General features: G+C 63.1%; 18 protein-coding genes. 5 read left to right on the top strand and 13 right to left on the bottom strand.

The window, feature by feature from the left end; genetic code table 11:
• Nucleotides 1–13: 13 nt before the first annotated feature.
• From LZC95_06395 to LZC95_06380, 4 genes are read right to left on the bottom strand one after another with little or no spacing between them, the layout of a single operon-like run.
• Complete coding sequence (locus LZC95_06395; protein ID WXA96468.1) at nucleotides 14–1594, bottom strand: DUF1565 domain-containing protein; 1581 nt, start codon at nucleotides 1592–1594, stop codon at nucleotides 14–16.
• Nucleotides 1595–1630: 36 nt separating this feature from the next.
• Nucleotides 1631–2638 (bottom strand): hypothetical protein, encoded by a 1008-nt coding sequence (locus LZC95_06390; protein ID WXA96467.1) that lies wholly within the window; start codon nucleotides 2636–2638, stop codon nucleotides 1631–1633.
• The gene (locus tag LZC95_06385; GenBank protein ID WXA96466.1) at nucleotides 2635–4038 is read right to left on the bottom strand and encodes a serine/threonine protein kinase; all 1404 of its coding nucleotides are present in this window, start codon (nucleotides 4036–4038) and stop codon (nucleotides 2635–2637) included. The genes LZC95_06390 and LZC95_06385 overlap by 4 nt, the downstream gene beginning before the upstream one ends.
• 31 nt (nucleotides 4039–4069) lie before the next feature.
• Nucleotides 4070–6070 (bottom strand): M48 family metallopeptidase, encoded by a 2001-nt coding sequence (locus LZC95_06380; GenBank protein ID WXA96465.1) that lies wholly within the window; start codon nucleotides 6068–6070, stop codon nucleotides 4070–4072.
• A gap of 296 nt (nucleotides 6071–6366) precedes the next feature.
• On the opposite strand from LZC95_06380, the gene LZC95_06375 reads away from it, so the two are divergent.
• The 5 genes from LZC95_06375 (at nucleotide 6367) to LZC95_06355 (ending at nucleotide 10336) form a co-directional block, all read left to right on the top strand.
• The gene (locus tag LZC95_06375) at nucleotides 6367–6528 is read left to right on the top strand and encodes a Flp family type IVb pilin (GenBank protein ID WXA96464.1); all 162 of its coding nucleotides are present in this window, start codon (nucleotides 6367–6369) and stop codon (nucleotides 6526–6528) included.
• Between the two features lie 308 nt (nucleotides 6529–6836).
• Nucleotides 6837–7313, top strand: a complete 477-nt coding sequence (locus LZC95_06370) for an RlpA-like double-psi beta-barrel domain-containing protein (GenBank protein ID WXA96463.1) — start codon at nucleotides 6837–6839, stop codon at nucleotides 7311–7313.
• An 11-nt stretch (nucleotides 7314–7324) separates the two neighbouring features.
• The gene (locus LZC95_06365; protein ID WXA96462.1) at nucleotides 7325–9241 is read left to right on the top strand and encodes a thioredoxin domain-containing protein; all 1917 of its coding nucleotides are present in this window, start codon (nucleotides 7325–7327) and stop codon (nucleotides 9239–9241) included.
• On the top strand, nucleotides 9238–9855 hold the full coding sequence (locus LZC95_06360; GenBank protein WXA96461.1) for a hypothetical protein: 618 nt from the start codon (nucleotides 9238–9240) through the stop codon (nucleotides 9853–9855). Before LZC95_06365 ends, LZC95_06360 begins: the two co-directional genes overlap by 4 nt.
• A gap of 316 nt (nucleotides 9856–10171) precedes the next feature.
• Entirely contained in the window at nucleotides 10172–10336 is a 165-nt protein-coding gene (locus tag LZC95_06355; protein WXA96460.1) for a Flp family type IVb pilin, read from the top strand.
• A gap of 74 nt (nucleotides 10337–10410) precedes the next feature.
• Here the strand turns inward: LZC95_06355 and LZC95_06350 are convergent, their stop codons facing one another.
• The 9 genes from LZC95_06350 to LZC95_06310 all read right to left on the bottom strand — a co-directional run bounded on the left by LZC95_06350 (nucleotide 10411) and on the right by LZC95_06310 (nucleotide 24928).
• Nucleotides 10411–11595: an aminotransferase class I/II-fold pyridoxal phosphate-dependent enzyme gene (locus tag LZC95_06350; protein ID WXA96459.1), complete on the bottom strand. Its 1185-nt coding sequence runs from the start codon at nucleotides 11593–11595 to the stop codon at nucleotides 10411–10413.
• A gap of 217 nt (nucleotides 11596–11812) precedes the next feature.
• Nucleotides 11813–13183 (bottom strand): exopolysaccharide Pel transporter PelG, encoded by a 1371-nt coding sequence (gene pelG, locus LZC95_06345; GenBank protein ID WXA96458.1) that lies wholly within the window; start codon nucleotides 13181–13183, stop codon nucleotides 11813–11815.
• Nucleotides 13184–13187: 4 nt separating this feature from the next.
• On the bottom strand, nucleotides 13188–14903 hold the full coding sequence (gene pelF, locus LZC95_06340; protein ID WXA96457.1) for a GT4 family glycosyltransferase PelF: 1716 nt from the start codon (nucleotides 14901–14903) through the stop codon (nucleotides 13188–13190).
• On the bottom strand, nucleotides 14900–15919 hold the full coding sequence (locus LZC95_06335) for a hypothetical protein (GenBank protein WXA96456.1): 1020 nt from the start codon (nucleotides 15917–15919) through the stop codon (nucleotides 14900–14902). Before LZC95_06335 ends, pelF begins: the two co-directional genes overlap by 4 nt.
• A complete protein-coding gene (locus LZC95_06330; GenBank protein WXA96455.1) occupies nucleotides 15888–17483 on the bottom strand; it encodes a hypothetical protein in 1596 nt (531 codons plus the stop codon). Before LZC95_06330 ends, LZC95_06335 begins: the two co-directional genes overlap by 32 nt.
• Nucleotides 17480–17896 carry a hypothetical protein gene (locus LZC95_06325; protein WXA96454.1) on the bottom strand — a complete coding sequence of 139 codons (417 nt, stop codon included), beginning with the start codon at nucleotides 17894–17896 and terminating at the stop codon, nucleotides 17480–17482. Before LZC95_06325 ends, LZC95_06330 begins: the two co-directional genes overlap by 4 nt.
• 252 nt (nucleotides 17897–18148) lie before the next feature.
• Nucleotides 18149–20896: a tetratricopeptide repeat protein gene (locus tag LZC95_06320; GenBank protein ID WXA96453.1), complete on the bottom strand. Its 2748-nt coding sequence runs from the start codon at nucleotides 20894–20896 to the stop codon at nucleotides 18149–18151.
• Nucleotides 20896–22044 (bottom strand): hypothetical protein, encoded by a 1149-nt coding sequence (locus LZC95_06315; GenBank protein WXA96452.1) that lies wholly within the window; start codon nucleotides 22042–22044, stop codon nucleotides 20896–20898. The genes LZC95_06320 and LZC95_06315 overlap by 1 nt, the downstream gene beginning before the upstream one ends.
• Nucleotides 22031–24928: an endo alpha-1,4 polygalactosaminidase gene (locus LZC95_06310; protein WXA96451.1), complete on the bottom strand. Its 2898-nt coding sequence runs from the start codon at nucleotides 24926–24928 to the stop codon at nucleotides 22031–22033. Before LZC95_06310 ends, LZC95_06315 begins: the two co-directional genes overlap by 14 nt.
• Nucleotides 24929–25212 lie beyond the last annotated feature (284 nt).

The following is a 25212-nucleotide window of genomic DNA, read 5'->3' as shown; positions in this document are numbered from 1 at the left end:
AACTACAACAATTTCACGGCGGAGGTACATTGACCATCACATTGCCCTTGATTGGGTTGCACGTACCTGGCGCTGCGATGTGCCAGGTACGTGGCGGAGCAGATGTTCCTTTGGGCTCGTCCGTATTCGAGCAGCCAAAGGGTGGCTGCTCCCCTTCGTCTGCGGCCTGATTCCACTTATTCCCAGTCACGGTGATAGGATTCACGCCGTCGGCGGCGCGCCAATTAAGAATGGTATCGCAGCCATCGCATCGCGCAAACAGATTGTTTCCTGGATCCTCCGGCGTTCCGAGGTCCAGATCGGCCTCCGAAGAAATGCCAATCACTTCGCGCTCATGATATCCAAACGATGCGGCACGAATTTTCGTTTTACCAGGGGAATTGAGAGCGATTGAGTTCGGGAAATTCGCAACAAACGTCCCACCCGTGATGACGAGCGGCCCCGTCAACTGGCTGTCCATGGTTATTCCGGAACATCGGTTGTCGTGGATATCGACGTTCGTTAATATGGCGGGCCCCTTCACGATGATGCCACCGTCGATCCTATTGAGAGTTCCGGGGCAATTATAATAGACTTTCGTGTTCGTCACGACGAGAGTCGCGTCTGAGATCTGCGCGTCAATACCTGAACGATTGTTGTGCACACGACTATTGTTCAATGTAAGCGTACCGTTTTCCCCTGTAATGTTGATTGCTACTGTAGCTTCGGAGACATCAACGGAATCCACCGTGACGCCCGGCTGTAAGTCCAAGCCGTAGTACGCCTCGCTAATTGTGACATCCTTGATGAGGACCGCCCCGCTTGCGGTGATTCCCGCCCCAATCATCCCTAGGGATTCAATGTGGCCGTTTCCCGTTACCACGAGGCCACCTCCGTTCCTGTTCCACTTGAGCAGTGTCCCACCCTGGCTCTCGCCCTGAAGCGTAACGCCCGGAGGGACCTTCGTTTCGCCATTCGCGACGTCGTAAGTGCCATTCTTGAGAAACACCGTATCGCCCGCCGCGGCGAACGTGATGGCTTTGCCCATGGATCGAAGGGGTTGCGCGTCCGTCCCCCCCGTGGCCGAGCCCCGTTCGAGCGAGTCGGTGCCCGTAGGGGATGCCGTGATGCGTGAGATGACGAAGACAGGCTCCGACATCGCCGAGCCTGACGGCGCGGTAACATTTACGGCTTGCTGCCCGAGAGGCGCGCCGTGAATCACTTTCACGGTGAACGAGAGCGCTCTCGGTGTTTGCTCCGTGATGACACCTTTCAAAGCATTCGCACCATTGCCGATCGTCACGTCGGTGACTTCATCCAAGCGCTCGCCGGTTAGGTGCACGACCGTGGTGCCGTTGGTCGGATCGCCGCCGAAACCTTGGCGTATCGTCCGCGACGGATTGCCGTCCACCACGACCTCGTCAATCTTGGGCGGCTTGGGCGTGGGAGGAACATCCGGCCGCACTTCATCGCCCACTTCACCACCGCCGTCATCGAGTCCGCACTCGAGTCCCCGACAAGGTTCGTAGAACGACGGAGGACAACCGCCCAAGGCCAGAAGAAAGAAGGCCGAAGCCCCCAATCCAATCAGCGAAGAAGCAGTGGCGGCGCGCATGGGGTGGCCCTTATGGGCGGGGGCCAAGGTAGCACATTAGAAGGTTCCCCGAAGATGCACGCCTGCCATTCCCGGTGAAACCAGGGGTACAATCGTCGCGTCGCGACTCGCGGCCCTCTTCGGTGAGAAATACCAAAGGAGGCCGCCGGTGATCACGGAGGCGCCGGCCGTGCCGTAGGCGATCCACGCGATGGTGGAATCACGACTGCCCGAGTCGCGCAGGTCCTCGATATGAGCGCATTCGGAACTACTCGGGTTGGCGCACGCTCTCGGCGATTCGTCGATCTCGTCGCGTTTCGATTTCGCACTCAAGGAGAACGCAATGCCGGTTCCCAGTGCGGCGACGGCGACGCTGCCCATGATCCAGGTTCCCAATGGCGGCGATCCAATCCCGCGCGATGGCACTCGCACGGGCGCCATCGCCAATTTCGTTTGCGGCGGCGAAACAGGGGCGACCGGTGCGGGGGCCTCCACTGCGGGCTCCTCTTTTCGAGGGGACTCGAAGGCCACCAAGGTCGGATCGCCGACGGCGACGTCCACTTCGCGGCGCTGCGGTTCGTCGCCGATGGTCGCCTCGATAACGTGTTTACCCGGAGCAACGTCGACTCCCTGGGAGCGCTGTTCGCTCGTGAGCACCAAGCCGTCCACCCGCACCGGCGCATTGTCGGGGGCGACGATGTTCAGGTGGCCAACTTGGGCCGTCAGCTCGGTCAGCAGATGCTCCGCGCGGTCCTTTTTCTTCGGGTCGGCGGAGGGATCGGCCAAGTACGCGCGCAGGTGCTTCAGCGCGTCGAGCGGGTGGTTCGAATCGGCCTCGGCGACCAAGAGATTCCACAACGCCTTGGGCGATGGAACCAGCGCGTAGGCCTGCAGAAACTCGACCCGCGCGGTCTCGGCGTCGGCGCGTCGCACGGCCTCGAACGCGCGCTTGTTGTGCTCTGCCGCGTCCTTCTGGGCGCGCGTGAGAGGCTCGGCATCTGCACCGTGCGATCCGAGCAAACTCGCCAAAATCAAGGCGCCTGCGAAGGAGCGAAACGGCTTCATTCCTCGTACAAGTCTCCGTAACGAAGGCTCGACGCGGACGCAGCCGGTGCCGGCCGTTGCCTCTTGGGTCTAGGTCGCGCCGAAGATACGCCGGCATCGTCGGGTTCCATTCGCGCAGAAGGCGAAGTCCCCGACGAGGACGACGACGTCACCGACAACGACGACGGCGGGGCCACCGAGACGGAGACCGCGACACTCGGAATCGGCGGCACCACGTCCGGACGTCGCTCGCGCATGAGGGACAAGCCCGCGACCATGGCAACGACGGCGGCGGCAATCCCCAGCGCCGATCGCACGAAGCGCGACGACTTCGGGCGGGTCGGCGACGCCGTCGGCAATGCCGTCGATGCATGCGGCAAAGTACCGAGCAGCGCGCGGGCGCGTGCCTGGCGAATGCTGTTGCGCGCCGGCTTCGCCGTGGTCGCCAGTTCGTGCAGCTCGCGGCTGTCGGGGCTCGAATCGGCGGCCAGCTCCCCGCGAATCCGCTCGACGAGTACCGCAAATGGCTCGCCGAGCGCCTCGTCGACGGCGTGCAAAAGCTGCTCGCGCATTTGCCCCGCATTGGCGAATCGCGACTTCGGCTCGAAGGCCAGGGCCTTGTCGACCACGTGTGCCAAGGCCTGCGGCACCTCTTTCGCCAACTCCGCGACGGAGCGCGCCGGCTTCGTGGCCGCGGCCATCAGCTGCGCCTGCGCATTGTCCGCCTCGTGCACGAACTCGCCCGTGAGCAACGCGAACATCGTCGCCCCCACGGCCCAACAGTCGCTATGCGCGCCAATGGCTTCGCGTTCGCCCCTCGCCTGCTCCGGTGGCATGAACCCCGGTGTCCCGAATGCGCGCCCCGTGGCGGTCACGCTGATATCGAGCTCGATGGCGCGCGCGATGCCGAAATCGAGCACGTGCACCTCGCCCTCCGTCGTGAGGAACAGATTGTCCGGCTTGATGTCGCGGTGCACGATTCCGCGGGCGTGTGCGCTCGCCAGAACATCGAGCGCGTCCGCCATGAAGACGACCACCTCGGCCAAAGGCAAGTGCCGCTTGGTGCGGTCCCACCGTTTGCGCAGGGTCTCGCCCTCCAAAAGGGGCATGACCAGGAACGGGCACCCCGCCTCGTCCACGTCGTTGTCGAGCACGGGGATGGCGCCCGGGTGCTCGACCTTGTTGGCGACGTAGGCCTCGCGCCGGAAAAGATGCTGCATGTCGGCATCGCCGACGTGGCGCTCCAGGAGAAACTTCATCGCCACGCGGTGTCCGTTGAGGTGCGTGGCCTCGTACACCGCAGCCATGCCCCCCACCCCGATGAGGCGCCGGATGCGGTACTTCTGAACCGCGGTGCCCACTCGGACCAACGCGCGTTCCGATTCCCACGTCTGCGACGCCATCTTCCGTTGGGGCATCATGCGGCGAGGCTCTTGGCGCCGTCAACCGCAGCTAAGCGCGCTCAGGCACGGGCGGAAGCAAGATTCCGTCGTTTGCGAGGCTCGTTCGAATCACTCCGGTCATTCGCTCCTCGATGCCCGTGCGGTCGCTGAACAGGGTCCACGCGTCGCCCTCTTCTTCGTCGGGCTGGGCGGGATCGCCGGAGGCCGCCAAGGCATTCACCCAGGCGATCCGCTGGTGCGGGGGCGGGTGGCTGTCGTACGGCGAGGCGGGGCGCCCGAGCGCTTTGTCCAGCGCGTCGGCCAGCTCGGTCTCCGAGGCCGCAGCCTCGGGCGCGTACGCGTAGAAATTCGCCAAGGGAACCTGCTTCTCGAGAACCTCCTTCAGCGCGGCATTCGCGTGGGCGTCGAAGCGCACGGAACGCTCGATGACATGGCGCAGCCCTCGTTCGAACGACGCGGAGCCATAGGCCAGGGCCGCCCAGCGGTCCGCCAGGATTTCCTGCAGGCGCGATGCTCCGTGCGAGATGCGCAAGAAGACGAGGTGGAAGCCGCGAACGAACCACCACGCGGGGCTCATCGCATTCGCCGCCCCGCCGCGCGCGAGGGACAGCGCCATGGTGATCAACGAGCGCTGCATCGCCAAGGCAAAGCCACCGCCCGCCGTATCCTCATTTTTGAAATGCCCATACTCGTGCGCGAGGATCGCTTTGAAGGCGCGAATGGGCATTCCTTCGAGCACCGCAGCCCCCACGAGGAGGCATCGCTCGGTCTTGCCCCTCACTTGGAGCCAACCGCCACCACGCTCGGTCACCGCCAGCTGGGTGCCGGTGGTCAAATATACGCGATCGACCATGCGCGTTCCGACCTTGTCGGCCACCTCCCGCAACAGGGCCCTCAACTTTGGTTCCGCCGCCAGATCGAGCGGCTCGCCGGGGTCTTTCTGCTTGCCCGGCGCGACGAGAGCCCATAGCGCTTTCATCACCGCAGCAAAGCTGACCAGGGCGATCAAACCGATGATGAGTACCAACTTGATGGGAATGTATCCAAACGCCACGATGGCGAAGAGAATCGCCCCCGCCGCCACGAAGACACCCACGAGCACGATGGGGAGCGAGGCATAGAAATAGATGCACGTGAGCCAAATCACCGCGCGATATACGCGCCGGAGCCAAGAAGGCGCCGGAGCGCCCTGCTGGCCGGACATGCGCTCGGCCGCGCGCAACACCGATTGGCTCAGAAGCCAGCCGAGGCCCAGGAGAAAGGCGAAACCGGCTGCCCAGAGGCCGAATACCCAGGCAATGAGCTTGATGTAATAGCCAATGCCAGAGTGCTCGCGCTCGTCGATGAAGGAACTCAGCTCCTTGGAGCGCTCCTCGGAAAGGCCAAGTGCTTTCGCTTTCTGCAGTTGGTCACGTGCCGCATCCATCTCACCCAGCGCGGTGTGAATGCCTGCAGCCATGGCATGGAAGTCCGGATCGTCGCCGGCGGCATTGTCGAGCTGCGCGAGGTACTGTTTGATCCGAGCCTCGTTCCGCGCGGCCATCTGGACTCCAAGCATCGAGGCAATCGCATGGCGGTCGCCCGCGCGATCCTTCAAACCGCGGGAGGCGTGGTCGAGGGCACTGTCGATATCGAGTTTCGTCGCCCCCTTCGCTTCGACGAGCGCGCTCGCCAGTGCGGAATGATTCTCCGGCGCATCGCGCAATTCCAAAGCACGACGGCAGTGGCTGAGGCCCGATGCATCCTGATCGGCCGCCATTTGGAAGTTGCACAATCGCCGATGCGCATGGTCGCTCTTGGGCGCCAATTGAACGACGCGCCCCATCGCAGCGATGGCGGCGGGCAGGTCTCTTCTCTTGGACGCCGCCATGGCCTCCGTGAACACCGGGACTGCGTCGGGGTTCTCTGCCCGAATGTCGTCCAGCACCTTTTTCTCGAAGGCCGCGTCACTCGCCGCGTCGGCACGCGCCCGCGGCACCACGCCCAAGAGAGCCACGGACAGGGTCCACACCACGACGGCCCACGACCAACGTTGTCCCATCCCCTTCATGCGATTCCCCTTGTTCCCTCACCTATCGACCGCACAATCGCCGAGGTTTCGCGATTTCTTCGAACTGGACTCCGGTTCCGGTCATTGAACCCGTCACGGTCCAGTCGCACCTTCTCTCTTCCGTCGACAGTGGAATGCCCATCGAGCGTGAATCCCGCGGTATTTCCAGCAGATCACGCAACCCAGGTGCTCGAACGACCTGTGCGCAAACGTGCGCTTCGAGCGTGGCACGGGCCGTGTAATAGGGCGATGCAGCAACACCCCCCTAAAGAACGATAACAACCAGGAGAATTCCTATGAACAAAGACATCATGAAGCTCGTGAAGGATGAAAAAGGCGCGACCGCGATCGAGTACGGTCTGCTCCTCGTCGCCATCCTCCTCATCGTTGCTGGCGCCTACAAGAAGCTCGGCAAGGCCGTCAAGGGCGCGGCGAACGACGCCAAGGGCGAGTTCTGATCGTCGTTTGGGATTTGCGTGACTTCAAAGGGTCGGAGGCTATCACCTCCGGCCCTTTTTTGCGTTTTGCGCCCTTATGGACCGCACCTTGCTGCTTTATCGGCGGCGACGGTTCACGTGACCGTCGTTCATCGTATTCGAAGTTCGAATCCGCGATTGGGCCGCTGCGATCTGCCTTGTCCTCGATCCCGAAATAGAACGACGTGATCCCTCGGGTGGATCACCGCTTAAACAATTCACGATCCACCGGCCCGTAGTCCTTATCGATTTTTCACGCAGTTTTCGAGTGTGTGAGAGGAGGCGATAGGATGAATACGTATGGCAAGGTGGCCTTTGCAACCGTGCTTTGGGCCATGCTCGGAGGGTGTGCGGCCAACAATGGCGACACCGATACGGAGAGCCAACCGAACGAAGGCGAAAATCAGGCCGCCGTTTCGGCGGCGGCGGCCGTAACGAAAACCCTCTATTACGAAGGCGCGTGTTGGTGGCTCAAATGTGCCAATGGCAACAATGCCACGGGCGCGTGCGGATACGGCTGTTCGGACTCCCAGCCGCGTTTTGCGCGCGATTACGCGTCACGGGCCAGCTGCGGGACGGTCGTCAAAGTCACCGCAAATGGTAAAAGCGTGAATGCCAAAGTGTGGGATCAGTCGTGCTGCAGTCGATTCGAAGGAACCGACGGAATGCTCGATGCATTGGCCATCCCGCACGGTGATGGCACGTGCACCAGCAAAGGCCATTTCACCTACGGCTACGGCCAAAAGTCGGCCACCTTTTACTTCTAGGCGATGACCCCATGTTCGTCGCGCGACCTTCTTCCGCCGTAGAACGATTTCTGTTCGGCTGTTTCATCGTTTGCACGCTCGTTTGCGCGGGGTGCAAAGCCAGGGCACCGGACTCCAAGACCGGGGCGGCGGGTGCGGGCGCGTCGAGTGAGGCACGCACCTGGGTTCCACTCGACGAAACACCGCTGCGCGGGCCTGCCACGGCAGCCCTCACCTTGGTGGTGTTTTGCGACTACGAGTCCCCGTACTGCGCCCGTGCTTTCGAGCATCTGCGTGGATTGCGGCGTGAGTACGGGGACGCACTTCGGATTCAATATCGGCACAATCCATTGCCCATTTACGAGCATTCGCAATCGGCGGCGGAAGCCGTGGCGGCGGCGGCCGAACAGGGGAAATTCTGGGCGTACCACGATCGGCTCACCGAGCATCGCGAGGCGTTGGATCGCGCGTCGCTCGATCGGTATGCGACGGAGCTAGGGCTCGACATGAATCGGTTCCGGGAGGCGCTCGAGTCCGAGCGGGCTCGGAAAAAGGTCGACGGTGATTCGATTTTGGCGGCGCAACTCCAGGTGCGCGGGGCGCCCGTGTTCTTCGTGAACGGGAGAGGCATTCGCGGTCTTCGGGATTATGCGACGTACAAGCGCATCTTCGATGAAGAATGGGCCGCGGCGGATGCTCTGCTGAAATCCGGCACGGAGCCGGCGGCGCTGTATCGCCGCATCGCGCACGACGGAAGCGGGCCGGTGGATGCAGGTCCGGTGAAGGAAGAACCGGTGCCGGCGGACAATACGCCGCCGCCGCTCGATCCGAACATCGTCTACAAGGTGGAGACGGGTGATTCACCGGCGAAAGGTCCGGCGAATGCGAAGGTGACCATCGTGTTGTGGTCGGACTTCGAGTGCGCGCGGTGTGGAGCGTTCGAAAAGGAGTTGGACGCGGCCCTGGCACCTTACGAGCGCGATGTTCGTGTGGTGTGGAAATTCCGGCCGATTCCCGATCATCCCGCAGCGATGTTGGCCGCCGAGACCGCGCTCGCCGCCGGACGCGAGGGAAAATTCTGGGAGATGCACGATTTGCTCTTTTTGGGGCCGGTGGAGGGGCGTGCAAAACTGGAGGGCTATGCGAAAAAGCTGAACCTCGATGGCGCGCGCTTTCGGGAAGCGCTGGACGATCGGCCGTATTCCGAATCGGTCGCGAAAGACCTGGCGCTCTCGGAGGATTTGGTCATTCGCAATCTGCCGACGTTCTTCATCAATGGCAAGCGGATGGCCGAGGCGACGGTGGACGCGATTCGTGCGCGCGTAAGGGAGGAACTGAAAGGCGCCGCACGCCCATACGAGAGCATCATCGCGCAGGGACAAGAAGGACTGGGGTTGCGCGCGGCCGAGCTGCCGCCGCTCCCCAAAGGGCATTATCCGGTGGACGTGGGAACCTCGCCCATGCGCGGGCCGAAGGATGCGCCGGTGACGATTGTCACGTTTTCCGATTTCCAGTGTCCCTATTGTGCAAAATTGGAAAAGACGCTCGACAAGGTGCGGGCGCATTACGGCGACAAAGTCCGCATCGTGTGGAAGGACGCACCAGGGACGGATATCCACCCGGACGCGATGGGGGCGCACGTTGCTGCGCGTGCGGCCGGCGAGCAGGGGCGCTTTTGGGAAATGCACGATGCGATTTTCAGCCGGCCTTACGTGCTCGGGCGCGCCATGCTGGAACGGCATGCCGAGCGGCTCGGGCTGGACATGGATCGATTTCGTCGCGACATGGATAGCGGGAAATTCGAGGCGGCGATTCGCGAGGAAACCGAATATGGCGTGAGCTTGGCCGGGCCGAGTGGAACACCGACGGTGTTCGTGAATGGACGCTTGATGCCGGGCGCGTTTCCGTTCGAGACATTTCGGCAGGTCATCGACGAGGCGTTGCGATGAGAGAACGTCGGCCGCGTTTCCTCTGGTTGATGGCGCTGCTCGTGCCGGTGATTGCGCTGGATGTGTGGCTTCACGTTCGCGAGAAGCCGAAGGCCGCCGCCGCAAAGACCGAGGATCTCCGGGTATCCGCTCCGCGGGAAACCGTTGCGGCGGCGTCGCCCATGGCCGCGCCCCGGATGGCGTCGGCGGTGGAAGTGCGTCAGGCGGATCCATCGACGCCGTCCTCGAAGCCGGTGGTTCCGGTGCAAGTGCAACAGATGCCGCCCGTGGCGCGTGAGGAACCTGGCTCGAACGCCGACGAGCCGCCCGTCGTGACGTTGGCGCAGGTCGGGGACATTGCCCTGGGCGTGCGCCAGGACCCGCGGCTCCTGGAGATCCGCGACGAGGCGCGGCTGAAACAGGTGCTCGAGCGCGTGGGGCAAGCGCTCCAGGAACGCGTGCGGCAGCATCCCGAAGAAGGCAGCGCGGAACTCGTGGAGAGGCTGGCCGACTACCGCGAGGAGCTTGGTCGCTACATGAGCGGCGACGTCCAAATCCGCGGCCCGGGGTGGACGATCGAGACCGAAACGGGGCCCGCCCTCCCGCAGGAGAAATGGTGGACCCCGCGCCCGTAGTGCACACGCTGGATCATCGCTTACCAGTCGATGAACGAGCCCTGGTCCGGCTCGGACCAGGTTCTTCGCCCTCGCGCATGCTCAATGATTACCGATACTTAGCGCAATCACGCTTCCACCAACGTCACCGCGAAGGCCTGGCACGGAGCGTGTACTAGTGTCCTCCCGAAGCCGGCGACGCTCGGTGACAGACGAGAATCGCGCAGGCGCAACGTTTCGGTAAGGTCCAACAGAACGTCTCGTTGCAGGCAGTACCCGCAGTACCCAGCAGCACCCCAACACTCCCAAACTACGAAATCAATCCAGGAGAATTCCTATGAAGAACCAAGACATCATGAAGCTCGTGAAGGATGAAAAAGGCGCGACGGCCATCGAGTACGGCTTGCTCCTCGTTGCCATTCTCCTGATCGTTGCCGGCGCGTACAAGAAGCTCGGCAAGGCCGTCAAGGGCGCCGCGAACGACGCCAAAGGCGAGTTCTGATCGTCCGCTTAGGGTTTGCGTAGCTTCGAAGGGCCGCAGGTTCTCACTCACCTGCGGCTCTTTCTTATTTTGTCCTATTTTGCCGAAAGGCGCGCCAGCAGCTTTTCGCGCGCGGAAAGCAGTGTCTCGTCGCGTTTGCAGAATGCGAAGCGCGCGAGGTGGCTTCCGTGGACGCGATGGTGCTCCGCGTAGAAGGCGGTCGGCGGAATGGCGGCCACGCCGATGTCGCGCGTGAGGTAGCGGCAGAACTCGAAGTCGTCGGGAAAGCCCAAATGGCCAATCTGCGCCATGACGAAGTACGCACCATCCGGTGCGATGGGACGCAGACCGACTGTGTCGAGCATCTCGACCAAGAGATCGCGCTTCTTGCGGTAGCTCTGGGCAAGCTCGATGAAGTACGCATCGGGGAGCCGCAATGCCTCCGCGATCGCATGCTGCATCGGCCCGGCCACGGCGAAGGTCACGAATTGGTGCGTCTTCTGAACGGCGCTGCAGAGAGCCGGCGTACCGATCGCCCAACCGACCTTCCACCCCGTGAAGCTGAATGACTTTCCGCCGCTGCTGATGGTGATCGTGCGCTCGGCCATGCCAGGAATGGTCGCGAGGCGAACGTGGCGCGCCGGCTCGAAGGTGATGTGCTCGTACACTTCGTCGGCGACGGCCAGCACATCGTGGCGGATGCACAGCGAGGCGATGTGTTCGAGCTCCGCGCGGTCGAAGACTTTGCCCGTGGGGTTGTGCGGCGTATTGAGCAAAATGAACTTCGTTTTGCTCGTGAATTGCGCTTCGAGCTCGGCAGGATCGTACCACCAGCGCGCATGGTCCGCGTCCGGCGGCCGCAGAAGCACGTAGCGCGGGACGCCTCCGGCCATGGTGACGTTGGCCACGTACGAGTCGTAGTACGGCTCGAACACGATGACCTCGTCGCCCGGATCGACGAGCCCCAAGGTCACATCGAAGAGCGCCTCGGTGGCACCATTCGTCACGATGACCTCCGACCCGGGGTCCACCTTCTGGCCGTAAAAGCGCAGAGCATGCTCGGCCACGGCCTCCTTCAGCACCACGGCCCCCGACGAGACCGCATACTGGTTCACCCCACCCCGCACCGCGCGCACGGCCGCCTCACGAATCTCCTCGGGCCCATCGAAGTCCGGAAACCCCTGCCCAAGATTCACCGCCTGGTGCTTCTGCGCCAGCGCACTGAACTCCGTGAAAACCGTCGTTGGAAAATCGCGAATCCTCGCAGCGATGGGCTTCATGCTCCGTGGCACAGTAGCCCAACGCCTGAGAGATTGAACAGGGAGGGGGGGAGGCGGGGAGGGATACGGCACAAATCCCACCGCGCACCGAGGCTGGTTTGGGTTTTCATTTGGCTCACGAAGCCAACTGAAACCCTAAAAAAGCCTTGGCACGCGGTGGGATTCGCGTTGTTTCCCTCCCCGCCTCCCCCCCTCCCTGTTCAATCTTCTGGGGGGCTCAGCGCATGAACGTTTCGTAATCCAGCCGATCGAGCTTGCGCGATAGGAGGCCCAGGGTGAGTACGCTGGTGAGGGCGACGGCCACGGCGAAGCCGAAGCCGTAGAAGCGGGGGCCGAGATGCAGGCTCACCAAGGAGAGCACGACGTTGGCCACCAGGAAGAAAGCACACATGTACAAGACGAGCTTTCGGTAATCGAGGTAGAACAGAATCGTGAACAGGCCGAGCAGCACGACCTGAAAGCCGACGCCCACCACGTCGATGCGAAACAGGTACAGGTAGAACGGCGGAATGCGAAACAGGTTCAACACCTTCGAGCCAATCAGAAGGAGCACCGCCACCGCCAGGCCCTGGATGCGGAATATGTCGTAGATGCCCGCGCGCGCCGCCTCGACCAGCCCATTGCGAAGGCGGCGAAGCTCGTTCAGCGTCTCGCCTTGGCGCACGGCGGTGTAATACAGCTCGTAGCTCTCGGCGAAATCGGTCTCGATGCGCACGAAGAACACGGCCATTCCCGGAATGATGGATAGGTAGGCGACGAAAATCGGTATGTCGTAAACGACGGAGTACCGAATGGGGCCAATGAGCGGCTCCGAGGTCACCGGGTTCCACCAGAAGATGAACTTGTCCGCCCAGATGGCCGCGTTGAAAAGGCAGCCTGTGAGGGCCAGCTCGGGAAAGACGCGCTTCTTGTTGAGGAAGTCGAACGCAATGAAACGCTGGCTCGGATATTGGCGCAGCACCATCACGAGCATGCAAAAGAACATGAGGCCATGGCCCAGGCAGAAGCCCGCCAGGTAGCCACCGGCCCCGTAACTCGCCAAGGCGAGCGAAGCGCCCACGGTCACCGTGTAGCCGCCGAGAAAGATCACGACGACGGACCGGTAGGCCTTCATGCCGCTAAAGAGCACGGTGAGGACCCACGTGTTGCAGAGCAACACGAAGCCCGTCACCAGCAGCGCGCGGAATGCGAGATGCCCTCCCTCGGGAAAGAGGAGGAGCGACACCAGCGAGCCGAGCGTGCCCGTGCCAATGACCGTGAGGAGCAGAACGCCGAATAGGTTCGGGACGATGGCGTCGGCGTTCTTCTGAAAAATGCGGTCGGCGACGTACCTGGTAAAAAGTAGCTGCACGAGGCCCGAAACGACGAGCGACGTGGCCATGAGATGGGTAACCGTCGCCGAGAACTGCGTGATCGCCTCGGGGTCACGCGAATAGGCATGCCCCCAAAAATTGATGAGCAACAGCGAGCAGATCGAGATGAGCCACGGCCCGGAGCCGACGACACCTGCGACCAGGTATGCACGAAAGAGGTCGGTGTACGACTCCTTCTGCAGGTGCTGCCGAAGCTCGAAACCAATGCCTGCCATCGCTCTATCCGTTGCCCCCCAACGCAGACTGATACACCGCGCGGTAGCGGTCGATCATTTGGGCCTGCGTGTAATAGCGTTCGACGCGGGTGATGCCGGCCTTCTGCGCGGCGTACCAGGCGCGTTCGTCTTTCAAGAGCTCCACGGCCGCGCGGCCGGTGGCCTCGGGATCGGCGATTTTGACCACCGTTCCCGCGGTGCCGATGGCGCGGTCTTGCTCGGAGGAGCCTTCGATGAGCTCGCGGCAGCAGCCCACGTCGGAGGAGACGCAAGGCACACCGGCGGCAAACGCCTCAAGCACGACCAGGGGCTGCGCCTCGCTGATCGAGGTGAGCACGTTGAGCCCGAGTTTGGGGAGAATGTCCTCCACCTTTTGGAAGCCGAGGAACTTCACCACCCCGGTGAGGCCCAGGCCTTTGACCAAGTCGTGGCACTCGGCAGCGTAATTCGGGTCCTCTTCCTCCGGGCCGATGATCCAGCCTTCGGTGCCGGGGAGCTCGGTCGAGACGACGCGCATGGTGCGGATGAAGGTCTTGATGTCTTTGATGGGCACCACGCGGCCGATCAAACCGAGCACGCGCGGCACGCCCTGCGTGCGCTTCGCGCGGAGCGGCGCAAAGCGGGCGATGTCGATGCCGTTGACCAGCACCCGCGTGCGCGAGGGGTCGGCGCCGTCTTGAACCTGCCGCGCGCGATTGCCTTCGTAGAGCGAGATGATGGGATTCGACGCCGCGTACGTCATGGTGCCGAGCGCTTCGAAGAAGCGGATCCACATCTGCCGAAAGTGGCCGATGCCGCTCATGCCGCCGAACGTCTCGCTGGGCAGGTCTTCGTCTTTGATCCACGAGGCTTGAAGGAGCTCGATGCGGCGCTCCTTCGTGTAGATGCCGTGCTCCGTCAGAATGAGCGGGACGTTGCGCGCGCGGTTGAGGAGCATGCCGAGGAAGCCGGCAAAACCCGTGGAAATGACGTGGAACGCGCGCGACGGCGGGATGCTCTCCGCGGCGCGGGCCATGACGAAAAGGGGCGTGTGCATCGAGCGCACGCACCAGAAATATTCGAGGAAGGAGCGCTCGCGTGCGCCAGATTCGTAGCGCTCGGTGATCATCTCCCAAGAGCGCTCGCTGAAGAGGAAGTCGCGCTCGCAGCCGTGCGGGTTCTTCATCATGTCCGCAACCACGGGCGTCAAGACCTCGGCCAGCGCACCACCCCTCGCCGGACCGGGCGAGAGGACCTCACGCGCAGCTTGGGCCAAGCTCTCGAACGTGGAACCCGAGGCCACGAAGCCGCTCACGCGTCGCGGAACACGTTGTTGCGTTACGGGCTGCTGGCCCAACGATGGCCAACCTCCGCTCCACGACGACGATGGGGGCGAGGCCACGGTTCCGACGGTCGCCAGCATGTCGTGCAGCGCGCGCGCATGCTGATGGAACGCCTCGTCGCCGCGACGGGCGACGACGCGCTGCTCTTTGGGAACATCGGAGAGGTAATGCTCTTCGAGGTGCACCACGTTGGGCGGCAGCTCGTAGCGCAGCTTCTCCGTCTTGTCGGGCGAGCCGCCGATGAACACCAGGGAAAAGCGAATCTCCGGCAGCCCGCGGATGATCTGATGCACCCAGCTCGAAACGCCGCCGCTCACGAAGGGGTACGTTCCTTCGAGCAGCAAGGTCACGTCCGCCACCTCGCCGGGACGGAGTTTGGGACCTCGACCCGTCTTCATCGCCAGAACTCCACCACCGATTGGAATTGAGCCGCCTCGCGACCCGACGCTTCCACCTCGTGGAGCATCGTGCGAACGTCGTCGTAACGCTGCTGATGAAATGCGCATTCGGCCATGTAGGGCAGCGCCTTCAAACGCGTGTACCCTGCATGCACCGCGCGCTCGAAAGCTCCGAATGCGTCACCGTAGTCTTTCTGCAAAAGCGCAATTCGCCCCGAGAGAAACTCCGCGGGCGCGCTTCCCGGCCGCAATTTGCACGCGGCGGTCGCATGGTCCTGCGCGTTCTTCAATGCGTGCGTGAGCACCGCGCCCTCGGCCAGCCCGAGATAAGCAATTTCCCAATAGGCCTCGGCCAGGCGCAGATGCAAAAGCGGCTTTCCCGGCCCATCGGTGATGGTGAGCTTTTCCGTCAGCTCGCGCGATTGCATTTCCAAGTCGTTCCGAAAGCGCTCCAGGCGCGAAAAGGCAAAGAGGCGCACCTCGTCGGAGGTGTCCTTGAGCGCAAGTTTCAACAGGGCGATACCCTGCTTCTGCGGCAAGTGGCGAATCTGAAGTACGGTTTGAAAACGCTTGTCCGGCGTCGTCCGCTGCGAGCGAAGAAGATCTTCCAGCGCGGCGGGGGTGATGCTGCGCTGCTTCGGCGAGGTGCGCTTGGGCAAGGCCTCGCCCTCGAAGCTGAACGAGGTCCACGCGGGGGCCTCCTCCACGCGCTGCGCGCCGAGCCCGAGGCGCAGCACCGCGGACATGCCGACGAAGCCCACCACCGGGACGAAGAAGTGCATCAAGGTGGCGAAGAGCAGAAACGGCACCTTCGCCGACGACACCTGTTGAGGGGCGCCCAGCAGATGCACCACGCTCCCCAACGCCGACAAGGCGCCCCTCACTGCGAGGAGCGCCACGAACATGAAGGTGAGGAACGGATAGGCAAGCGCGGCACCGATCAATGCGAGATCGAGCACCGAGAACGCCGCGAGGGTCGCGACGCTAACCCACCGCAGTATGTTCGAACGAGACATGTCGACCCGGCTGCGCCTTGTGCAAGAGAAGGGCCATCACGTCGTCCACGGACTGCTCCTTGTGAAGCACGTGAATGAAGGGATCGGCGCCAGCCATCAGCAATGTGGTGTGAAGCTCGCTCTCGACGAGGTGGGCGAAGTGCGCAACCAGTGATTGGGCATTCGCCTCGTCGGTCATCGGCAATAAGTTGAAGACGGCGTAGTTGCCATCCGGCGTGCGCTCGACGAGCGGGAAATCGAGCACGCGCAGGGCGTCGCCGAGAACGGTGTTCACGAGCTCCTTCACCGCGCTCTTTCGCTGCACGACGAGGCCGAACACGCTGCACGGAATGTCGTAATCCTTGAGGTCCTTCAGTGCGCGGCGCATGCGCACTTCGAACTCGTAACGGCGGCCGAGCTCCAGGTGGCTCGTCGAGCCCCGCGCGGCCAAGATGTCGCCGAAGTGCCCGCCCAAGATGAACAGCGTCTCGAGGTGCTTTCGGTCGAAGGCGACGAAGGGCATCGCCTCGATGCAGAGCACACCGTGCACATTGCCCGCCGTGTCGACGAAGGGCACGGCCGCGAGAAGGCTCGTTTGCATCTTGGCCTTGGCGGAGTCGCGCCCGGCCTCGGTCAACGTCGTCAGCTTCTTGGTGCGCAAGGCTTCGGCGACCAGAAGGTCGTTCGCGATGACCAGGCCCTGCGTGCCGCCCATGCACACGGAGGGACGGGCCGCGAGGACGCCGTCGTGCACGGCGTAAATCGAGCAGGTCTCGATGAGGCAATACTGGGCCATCACCTCGAGAATCGGGGTGGCCAGGCTATCCATGGAGACTTCCTGCACGTCGCTGGTGAGCTTGCGGACTGCGGCAATCGCATCACGCAGATTCGGCGAGAGACGCTGGGCCTGGGCGTCCAGGGTCTTGTCGTAGGAGACCTCGAGGAGGAAGTGCTCGCGCGACAGCTCGTTGAGCTGACGGCGTGCGACGTTGAAGGCGCCGTCGAGGCGGACGATTTCGCGCTTCCACACGTCGGAGAATTGGCCCGTGATCATCGCGAAGACGAAAAGGCCAATGAGGCTCGCGCCCGGGAGCACGGAAACACCGAACGAGTGGGTGCGCCACGCGGCGAGCATGAGGCCATCGAGGACGAGCGCGCTGGCCACCGCCGGCGCGAAGCCGTGACGGAGGCCCAAGAGCACGGGCGCGAGCACGAGCCACGAGCAATCCGACTTCAAGAAGAAGGGATCCTCGGGATTCGTGAAGTAGCCAATCACCGGAAGGAGCGCCGTGAGGAGCACCGTTTCGAACACCGCGCGGGGTGACCGAAGCTTGATGGCGGCGCTGCCGGCATGGCGATCGTGCGTCGCCGTCTGCTGCGCGATGTAGCCCGCCGACTCTTCGATGGCCGAGCCAATGTGCCGCGCGCGGCCGTGCGACTTTTGATACTTGTCGAGCGACGCCAGGAAGATGCGCGAGAACGAGTTCGGCGGACCCGAGACTTCGGAGGTACCGCTGACGGCGCGAAGGGGAGATTCTTCTGGAGGCCCTGCGTTACGCGGGCGAAAGGTCGAATTCCGGTTCATGGCACCACGTCCAGTTCTTTGACCATCGAATCCATGAGGGAGAGGGCGGCGCCGCTGGCGTTTTCGCCACTGGTGCCGCTGCGCGTTCCGGAGGCCGACCAGAGAACGCGTTTCGTCGCGACGTCGAACACGCGCACGCTGACGCCGACCGCAGGCTCGCCATCGAGGCCGCTCTTGTACCGCCACTCTTCGACGCTGCCCGCGACGGCGTAGTCGACGCGCTGCTGCTGCGCCCACGACAGCGCTTCCTCGTAGCGCTGGCGATCGCTCGCGGTCAGATGCGTCTCATCGTCCTTCGGTGCCGGGTACATCTCCAAACCCGTAACCCCGCGCGTGCGGAGCAGGGTGGCCAGCATCGCCTCCACGCGCTCACCGGCCTGCGGCGCCTCGGAGTGATTCGCGAACGGAAGCATCGCCCAACGCGCTTTGAGGCGCGTGGCTTGCCCGTGTTGGACGCGCGTCTGTGTATTGCCGCATCCGACGGTCGTCGATGCAACGAATGCACAAACGAGGCCTCCAAGGACGAGGTGAGATACCCGGTGCCTGCCCCAGGTCCGGCTTTGGCGGCCGGTCTCGAATGATGGCGTGTTCGTTTTCATCTTGCTTTCAAATGGCCGTGGTTTGAGGGATCCGCTCGGTAGGGCGGTGGGAAAACGGGAGGGGGTTCAATTGAAGAACTGCGAATACGCAAGACTCGTGCGAAACATCGTCGAATCCTCGATGCCGAAGAGGCCGAGGGTGTAGGAGCCCAGGAGACTCACGTAGCCATGGGAGGAGACGCGAACGCTGCCCGAGCAACGAAGTCCCCCCGCTGGCGCGTTCTGGGGAAAGAGATATCCAAATTCCGCCGCGCAGTCATAACGCGGTAGCGGCAACCGTTCGGCTCGCTGTCGCTCGAAGAAGTCGCCGCGTGTCAACTGCACAACGCCGCTGATCATGCGGTAAGACGGAGCGAGGTAGGCTTCGACGTCCTTCGCGGTGCCGACGGGAATGACATCCTGAAGATCTCCCGGAATCGCCGACACGTTGGCGCGGTGGTAGACGCTGCCTCGAACCGCGATATTCAGCTCGGGGGTGCGGCGCAAGATGTGAACCCCGAGGTCGGCCGAGCCGCCAAGTTCCGATCCCAGGTGTTCGAAGGTGCGCGAGGTGTTTTCGCGCGCAAGTACATCGCCCACGACGTAAAGGTGCTCCGTAATTCCGAAGTGGCCGATGACGTTGACTTCGTCCCGCACGGCGGCGAGACGCATGAAGGGCGTGTCGTCAATTTGAGTGTTCAGCTTCGCGCTGAACACGGCGCTCACCCGATCGCGAAAGAAATCGCGCGCGTGGTAGAGCTCGAGATGCGGTACGGCAGTCGCTTTGCTACCGCCGTTGCTGGGTTGGTAGTTGGCTCCGCCGCCGACTTCGAAGATGCTGTCGCGTTGTTGAAAACGCAAGGTTGCACCCAAGTCAGCCTCGAACCGGCGTCCGTCACCCGGAAGGGTGACCGACTGATTGGGCGAGGTCATTTCTCGACCAAAGCCGTCGTAGAATAGACGCCAGTCTCTTCCTACGTCATGCCCTGCGAGGATGTCCGGTCCCGCAAGGTGCAAGCCATCGACGTATTCGTACGTGCCGCCGACGCGCCCGATAGGAGCGTGTCGTTCGAAGATATCGCGTTGGGCCTTTCGCAGTTCAATTTCGTCGGCGATGGGCTCTTCGCGAACAAGCTGCTCTTGGATGGTGGCCTGCGCCAGATCGTCGCGTCCTATTTCGAGTTCCGCCTTGTATTTCTCGGCGTACCCCAAGGTTTGCGAACGCCCCAGAATCCGTGCCATTTCCGCACGGTCGTCCTCGGTGGACGCCAGGCTGAGACGGTACGAATCCCAGATGGGGCGCTCGTAGCGGAGCGATTCCGGCGACGCGAGCCGCTTTTTGACATAATCCGGTTTATCGTTGCCTAGATACCAACCCAGCGCGAAGTCCTCACGGTACTCCGACGGCTTGGAGTGGGTCATGGCATAGGAAAACCAGCGCTCGCCTTCCTGGACGCCCATCAGGTTGCGCGTGAGCTCCGCGTGCGTCTCGAGCTGGTGAAACTCGTCCGGCGGAAGGCGCGCCGGATCTTGCAAGCGAGAAACGAGGCCTTCGCGCAATTTGGCAAAGGCGTGGTGCCGCAAACGCTGCGCCATGTCGCCTCGATGAATGAGGTCGAGGGCGTCGGCGTAGCCGAGCATGGTCACGTATTCCCCGGGTTGCGCGCGGATGCGGCGCTGGAAGAAGGGAATCGCCTCCCGCACGCGCCCGAGCCTGACCAGCGCGATGGCATAAGGACTCCACATCTCCGGCTCGCCGTTGACGTCATCCTTCCATGCATTGAGGTAATCGCTCAGCGTCTGCGTCTCTTTGCGATCGATGGCATCCCAGAGGAGCGCCAGGCGAATCGGCACCGAGCCCGGATTCAACCGCAGGGCTGCGCGGTAAGCGTCGCGGGCCGCGTTCTTGTTGCCCAGATGGTCGTACGCCTCGGCGCGCAGCAGCCAAAATTGCTCGCGACCTTCGAAGAGGGCCTGCTCCGAAATGGGCACGTTCAAGATACGCGCGACGCAGGTCCAATCTTCGACGCGCTCGCACTGCTCGGCGATGAAAAGCAGATATCGCGGGTTCTTCTCCGCTTTGTAACCTTCGAGGGCGACCGCGGTGGCCTCCTCGCGCGCGCCCACTTCGGCGGCCAGGGTCATCAAGCGAAAGGACGCGTCGGGGGCGCGGTGATCGGCGGCCCAGACGCGCCGGTAGGCATCGAGGGCCTCCGCCGAGTCGTCGAATTGCCAAGCGAGCGTGCCCACGTCACGCCAATAGGCCTGCGCGGGGGGAATCCACGGTTCGTGCGAAGCCGGATTGGGCGGCGGGGGCTTGGGCGGCGGCTCGTTCGGATTGGGTCGATGCTTTTTCAGCACGATCAGGGCGTCTTCGAGGCGACCGACCCGCGACAGCACGCGTGCGTATTGAACCGTCTGCTCGGTGGTGAGGCCGAATTTCTCGTCGAGGGCCTGCCACACGGGAATCGCGTTTTCCGATTTGCCCATGCGCTCGAAGAGCAGTGCCAACTGCACACGCGGCATCGTCTCCTCGGGGAAACGCGCGATGCGTTTTCGCAGGATGTCCACCGCACCCTCGGGATCGCCCAGTGCCTCGAACGCGCGCATCGCGTCGAGCACCGATTTTTCCGAGGCGCGGGGATTGAGCGCGCCCTCGCGTTTCAACTCCGCCAAGGTGCGCTCGTCGTCGAGCATGGTCGCAAGGCGCACGACGTTGTCGCGCGCACTCCGAGCAGGACGCGGCGTACTGCGAGGCTTCGCCGCCAACGCGGGCGAGCTTCCGAGGAGCGCCATCGAGAGGGCGCACACCAGGCCGTAACCGTACAACCGCATTAGAGGCGAATTCCTCCGTGCGAACGGCCCGCCCGTTCATTCTTCATCACGAAAAGCCAATCGCGGTAGGCGAGGTGCCGATCGCCCGCCCACTCGGCCACGAAGGCCTCGGTCTCGCGAAGATCCAGATCGTTCGGATGGCGTGCTACCAGCCGTTTGATCGAGCGCAATGCGGCCTGTGGGTCATTCACCCCAAGATCGCGCTTGGCTTGTTCACGCAGGAATGCGTCCGACGTTTCGTCGTCCGGTGAAAGGTCAATCACCTTTTGCCCGAGCTCCCGCGCGACCGATTGACGCGAGCACGCGGTGGCCAAGTGGGCGGCGCGGATGAGGATTTCCACGTCGTTCGGGTATTTGGCCGCGTACATCGCCGCGCGATCGGCGGCTTCGGTGACTGCGCTTTCCGCTTCCAACGCCGCAATGCTCGCGAGCGCGTAGGCGCGACCGACGGTGGGATCGGTGCTCAAGGCCGCCGCCTTGTCGTAATTCACGGCTGCACGTTTACCGTCACTCGAGGCTCGCTGCCAATGGGCGGCTTCCGCCAAAATGGACGCACGCGCACCATCGTCCGATTGCTCCGCGAGACGCAAAAGGAACTCCGACGCCATCGCCGGCCGTTCGAGCTCCAAGGACACTTTGGCGAGCTCACGCAATCGGGGTGCGTCATGGGGAAGAGGACGCAATGCTTCCAAGTCGACGAGCGCCAGATCAAATGTCTGTTGCCGAAGGGGGTCCCCCTCCGGAATGGAGCGCGCCTGCGCCAGGCGCAGGTCGAACCGCATGTTTTTGGCCATGGCCTCGTAGCGTGGCGAGCGGGATACCGGCTCGAGCAAGGCGAGCGCCTTGGAAAAGCGACCGAGCGTGCCGAGCTGCTTCACGTAAACGAGGCGCAACTCGAGTTCTTCGGGATTTGCGCGGGTGAGAACGTCCAGATACGCAATGGAATACCGATCCGGCGTCTTCACGCTGGTGAAGTCGGCATATTCCTTCCCCGTCGGGAAGACGAGGGCGAGCATGCCCGTGAGCACCACGGCAAAGCCCACCAGCCCCGGATACCCGGCGAGGCGCGCATGCTCTACCGGGATGGCGGGCGCCCGTCGGGCAAACCCAGGCCCGCTCGCGGGCCGTAGGTGATCATTGACATTCAAGACTCCCCTCCCCGGTGTCTGTCTCTTTCAGCGTGAACATGATGGAGACCGTTTGCGCGCTCGCACTCCTCACAGTTGCCAGCACCCCTTTTGCGACCCTCGATGCACTTCCCGCGCCGCCATACCGCAACACGCAGTTCGCACCGCGTTGCACTCCCCCAACCGTGATGGACAACGGTACATGCCCCCGAATACGCAAGCGCGCCCCCTTCGCCTCGCGAGCCCAGTAATGGATTTGCCCGTTCGCGTGTTCTAAAAACACCCCCCGAGATGGCGTCGCGCTGGGCGCGAGCACCACCTTCTCCCCCGACACGAGGTGAACGTAACGCCCTTGCGGCACATCGCGCAAGCCCGCAACTCCCGAAGATCGTTCGAAGTCGGGAAAGCCCCACTGTTCGTCCACGCGAACCGTGCGCAATGGTCCGTTTTGGCCGATCTCCCAAGCCCCGTCCTCGATTCGACGCGCCAGCGTCACTTTTTGAAACGCCAGGACTTTCGCCGCGTATTCGCTCATGTAGAGCGGTGTCGTTTCCTGCCGGAGCGCCCATGCGTAGACTTCCTTAACCGCCGAAAGCGCAGCCGTCTTCGTAGCCGAATAGAAATGAAAGTAAATCGGAATGTGGCTTAGTCGCCGGGGGCTCTCATTCAGCTCGAACGTTTCGATGGCACGACGATATCCGTAATACGGACCGAGGAAGTCGTTCGTATAAACGTTCTCATTTTCAACAGGCGCAAAGACTTGAAACGATCCATTGTCCTCTGGCACGCCCATCGCCGAGCCACGGGTGAGAGACGGAGTTTCTCGGCTTCGGGTGGCCCCGCCCCCGTTCACATTGAACACGCCGATGTCCTGGGTCATGCCCACGGCCCGACCGCTCGGGGAACAATCTCCCGGCCACAAGAGGACTTTCACTTTCTTGTCCGGCGGGGCGAGTCGCTTGTTGATGTAGTCGACCGAGCCGGCGATATCGCGTTGAAGCGAGAACTTGTAACCGGGTATCGGGAGATGCACCGGCTCGAGCCCGTGCGGCTCGGTTTTTCCCGCTTCCGCGTCGGCCCAGAAGAACGGGTGGCTGTACGTGTGGCTCGCCAGCTCGACGTTCGGTAGTCGAAAGATCTCGCGCGCGATGCGTTCGAGCGCGGGTGACTTCTCCGGGTACCGCCCCGCAGGCCCAACTTCACCTTCCACGACCGAAACCGTGTGCGGGAGTTGCGGGTACGCTCGAAGGATTTCGTCCAGGACGACTTGGCCCGCGTACGGGTAGCCATGGCGCTCGGCGAGGCTCGGAAAGGCGTCGCCATCGATATGGACGGTAAGTTCGCGCCGGCCGCTTTCGGTGGTCACATCGGGAACCGGGATGCTCGGAAGATCCAGGGCATCGTGAAGAAACCGGAAGGGATCCAGGATCCACCGGCGCTCACCCTCGAGTCCTTCTTGCAGGACATACGGGAAAAATGCGGCGCCGCCCCAGGGGCCAATCACGACTCCATCCCACGTTCGCTTGGTGGCGTCTTCCAGGCGAAGGAAGCTTTTCGTCTTGAGGGCCTCGGCATTGGGGCCCAACGTCACCGGCGTGAGCTCGCGCACGTGCGCCCGGGGTTTGGCCTCGAACCCGACGTACGGGGAGAGTGCGGGCGGGTTGAAAACCATGGGCGCCTTCACCTCGACGCTGGCCGCGGCCAGGCCGATGCGCCGCAGAAAGCGCTCGTTGGGACTGAATCCGAAGCCCTCCATGAAAGCGATCTTCATTCCGGCATCGAGCTGCCTAATGAGAAAGCGCTCCAGCGGGGCCTCGTTCGGGGCGCCCTCGGGCAGAAAGACGACGATGCCGGCGTACTGCCCCGCTAGGTTGTTCGCCGGGAGGGCCCGACGCACATCCATGTAGTCGATTCGATATCCCATCCACTCGAGCACGGGCGCGATGAGGACGTTGGCATCTTGCACCCCGAGGTAGCCTTGGTCGTCGCCCTTGTGCAAAAGCAAGATGCGCCGGGAGATGCTTTCGACCTCGCCCAGGCCAACTTCGTCCACGTTGAATCCGGTGATGTACGGGGCGAATCCAACGGCGAGGATCTTCTTGGCAGCGGCTTTGCGCGCGTCGGCACCGGCCGAGGCAGGTACGTAATCGATGACCGTGACCGGCAGGCGATAGCGCGTGGTGACCTCGCGGAGCTTGGCGAGGAGTGCATCGCTTTGCGCCTTGGCAACGGGAACGGCGCGTTGCGCGGGCGCTTGTCCTTCGCGGCCAGGCACGAGTTCCCAGGTGTTGAAAAGCGATTCGGCCACGACCCCGGCAACCGAAGTGGCCACCTGCGGGAGGAATTCGAAACCGCGATTGAGGAGGATCTTCGCGTCCGGGTGTCGCTGGGCGAAGCCGGTGACGATGGCCGCGAGGCTCGCCGTGTGCCGGGGCCAGGTGGAGGGGGGCGCAAAACGCTTGTAGCTTTCGAGCGTGTCGAAGAAGAAGCCGCGATAGCCCTTTTGGTAGAGCGGCTCGAGGATGCGATCGAGCACGAAAGGACGCCACTCGGGGCGGGCGGCATCGATGATGTCGGCTCCGTATTCGCCATTCTTGCCGAGGACCCAGGCCGTCGGTACCTGCTTACTGTACGCGCGTGTTGGGTGCACTTCGCCCAGGCTCACGTAGGCGAAAAGTTCGGCGCGTGAAGCGGCGCGGGGCGGGAGCGCGGTCGCGTATTCCGGTTCGACGACGACGCGATCGTAGTGGTTCAAAAGCTCGGGCGGCACGTTGGCCGCGTAATAAAAGGCGGTGCGCAAACGCGGAGCGGACGTCGCAACCTCGGCACGGGCGTCGCCACCCGAGAGGAGTACGATGACGCTCACGAGAGATGCGAGGACCGTCCAGAGACTGGGTACACTCACTTTCGGACTAATGGCCGCACGGGGGGGCTTCCTTGAAAACAAACGCCATTCTTGTAACGACCGAGTCACGACGTTGCCCCCTTGTGGAAAGGTCGGCCTTTCCTCCTCCGCGCGGAGGAGAGCTTCCGAAATACCGCAACGCGGCGGAGCGTATGGTATGTTCTGCAGCCTGAATAGATTTTTTTACATTGCATTCTTGATCCCCACAGCGGCCGGCCTGGTCGCTGGAGCGACCATTTACGCGTGCGGTGGTGCACAATCCGGCGGTGGTAAGTCCGCTCCAA

Source organism: Sorangiineae bacterium MSr12523, assembly GCA_037157775.1.
Taxonomy (GTDB): domain Bacteria; phylum Myxococcota_A; class Polyangia; order Polyangiales; family Polyangiaceae; genus Pendulispora; species Pendulispora brunnea.
This window is presented reverse-complemented; position numbering and strand designations above follow the sequence as displayed.

What these genes read in the sequence shown, in the direction of transcription:
- LZC95_06330 (WXA96455.1), bottom strand. Translation starts at nt 17,483, where the DNA reads ATGAACCGGAATTCGACCTTTCGCCCGCGTAACGCAGGGCCTCCAGAA.
- LZC95_06335 (WXA96456.1), bottom strand. Translation starts at nt 15,919, where the DNA reads ATGTCTCGTTCGAACATACTGCGGTGGGTTAGCGTCGCGACCCTCGCG.
- LZC95_06395 (WXA96468.1), bottom strand. Translation starts at nt 1,594, where the DNA reads ATGCGCGCCGCCACTGCTTCTTCGCTGATTGGATTGGGGGCTTCGGCC.
- LZC95_06355 (WXA96460.1), top strand. Translation starts at nt 10,172, where the DNA reads ATGAAGAACCAAGACATCATGAAGCTCGTGAAGGATGAAAAAGGCGCG.
- LZC95_06375 (WXA96464.1), top strand. Translation starts at nt 6,367, where the DNA reads ATGAACAAAGACATCATGAAGCTCGTGAAGGATGAAAAAGGCGCGACC.
- LZC95_06320 (WXA96453.1), bottom strand. Translation starts at nt 20,896, where the DNA reads ATGCGGTTGTACGGTTACGGCCTGGTGTGCGCCCTCTCGATGGCGCTC.
- LZC95_06365 (WXA96462.1), top strand. Translation starts at nt 7,325, where the DNA reads ATGTTCGTCGCGCGACCTTCTTCCGCCGTAGAACGATTTCTGTTCGGC.
- pelF (WXA96457.1), bottom strand. Translation starts at nt 14,903, where the DNA reads ATGAAGACGGGTCGAGGTCCCAAACTCCGTCCCGGCGAGGTGGCGGAC.
- LZC95_06390 (WXA96467.1), bottom strand. Translation starts at nt 2,638, where the DNA reads ATGAAGCCGTTTCGCTCCTTCGCAGGCGCCTTGATTTTGGCGAGTTTG.
- LZC95_06385 (WXA96466.1), bottom strand. Translation starts at nt 4,038, where the DNA reads ATGATGCCCCAACGGAAGATGGCGTCGCAGACGTGGGAATCGGAACGC.
- LZC95_06380 (WXA96465.1), bottom strand. Translation starts at nt 6,070, where the DNA reads ATGAAGGGGATGGGACAACGTTGGTCGTGGGCCGTCGTGGTGTGGACC.
- LZC95_06370 (WXA96463.1), top strand. Translation starts at nt 6,837, where the DNA reads ATGAATACGTATGGCAAGGTGGCCTTTGCAACCGTGCTTTGGGCCATG.
- pelG (WXA96458.1), bottom strand. Translation starts at nt 13,183, where the DNA reads ATGGCAGGCATTGGTTTCGAGCTTCGGCAGCACCTGCAGAAGGAGTCG.
- LZC95_06325 (WXA96454.1), bottom strand. Translation starts at nt 17,896, where the DNA reads ATGCTTCCGTTCGCGAATCACTCCGAGGCGCCGCAGGCCGGTGAGCGC.
- LZC95_06360 (WXA96461.1), top strand. Translation starts at nt 9,238, where the DNA reads ATGAGAGAACGTCGGCCGCGTTTCCTCTGGTTGATGGCGCTGCTCGTG.
- LZC95_06350 (WXA96459.1), bottom strand. Translation starts at nt 11,595, where the DNA reads ATGAAGCCCATCGCTGCGAGGATTCGCGATTTTCCAACGACGGTTTTC.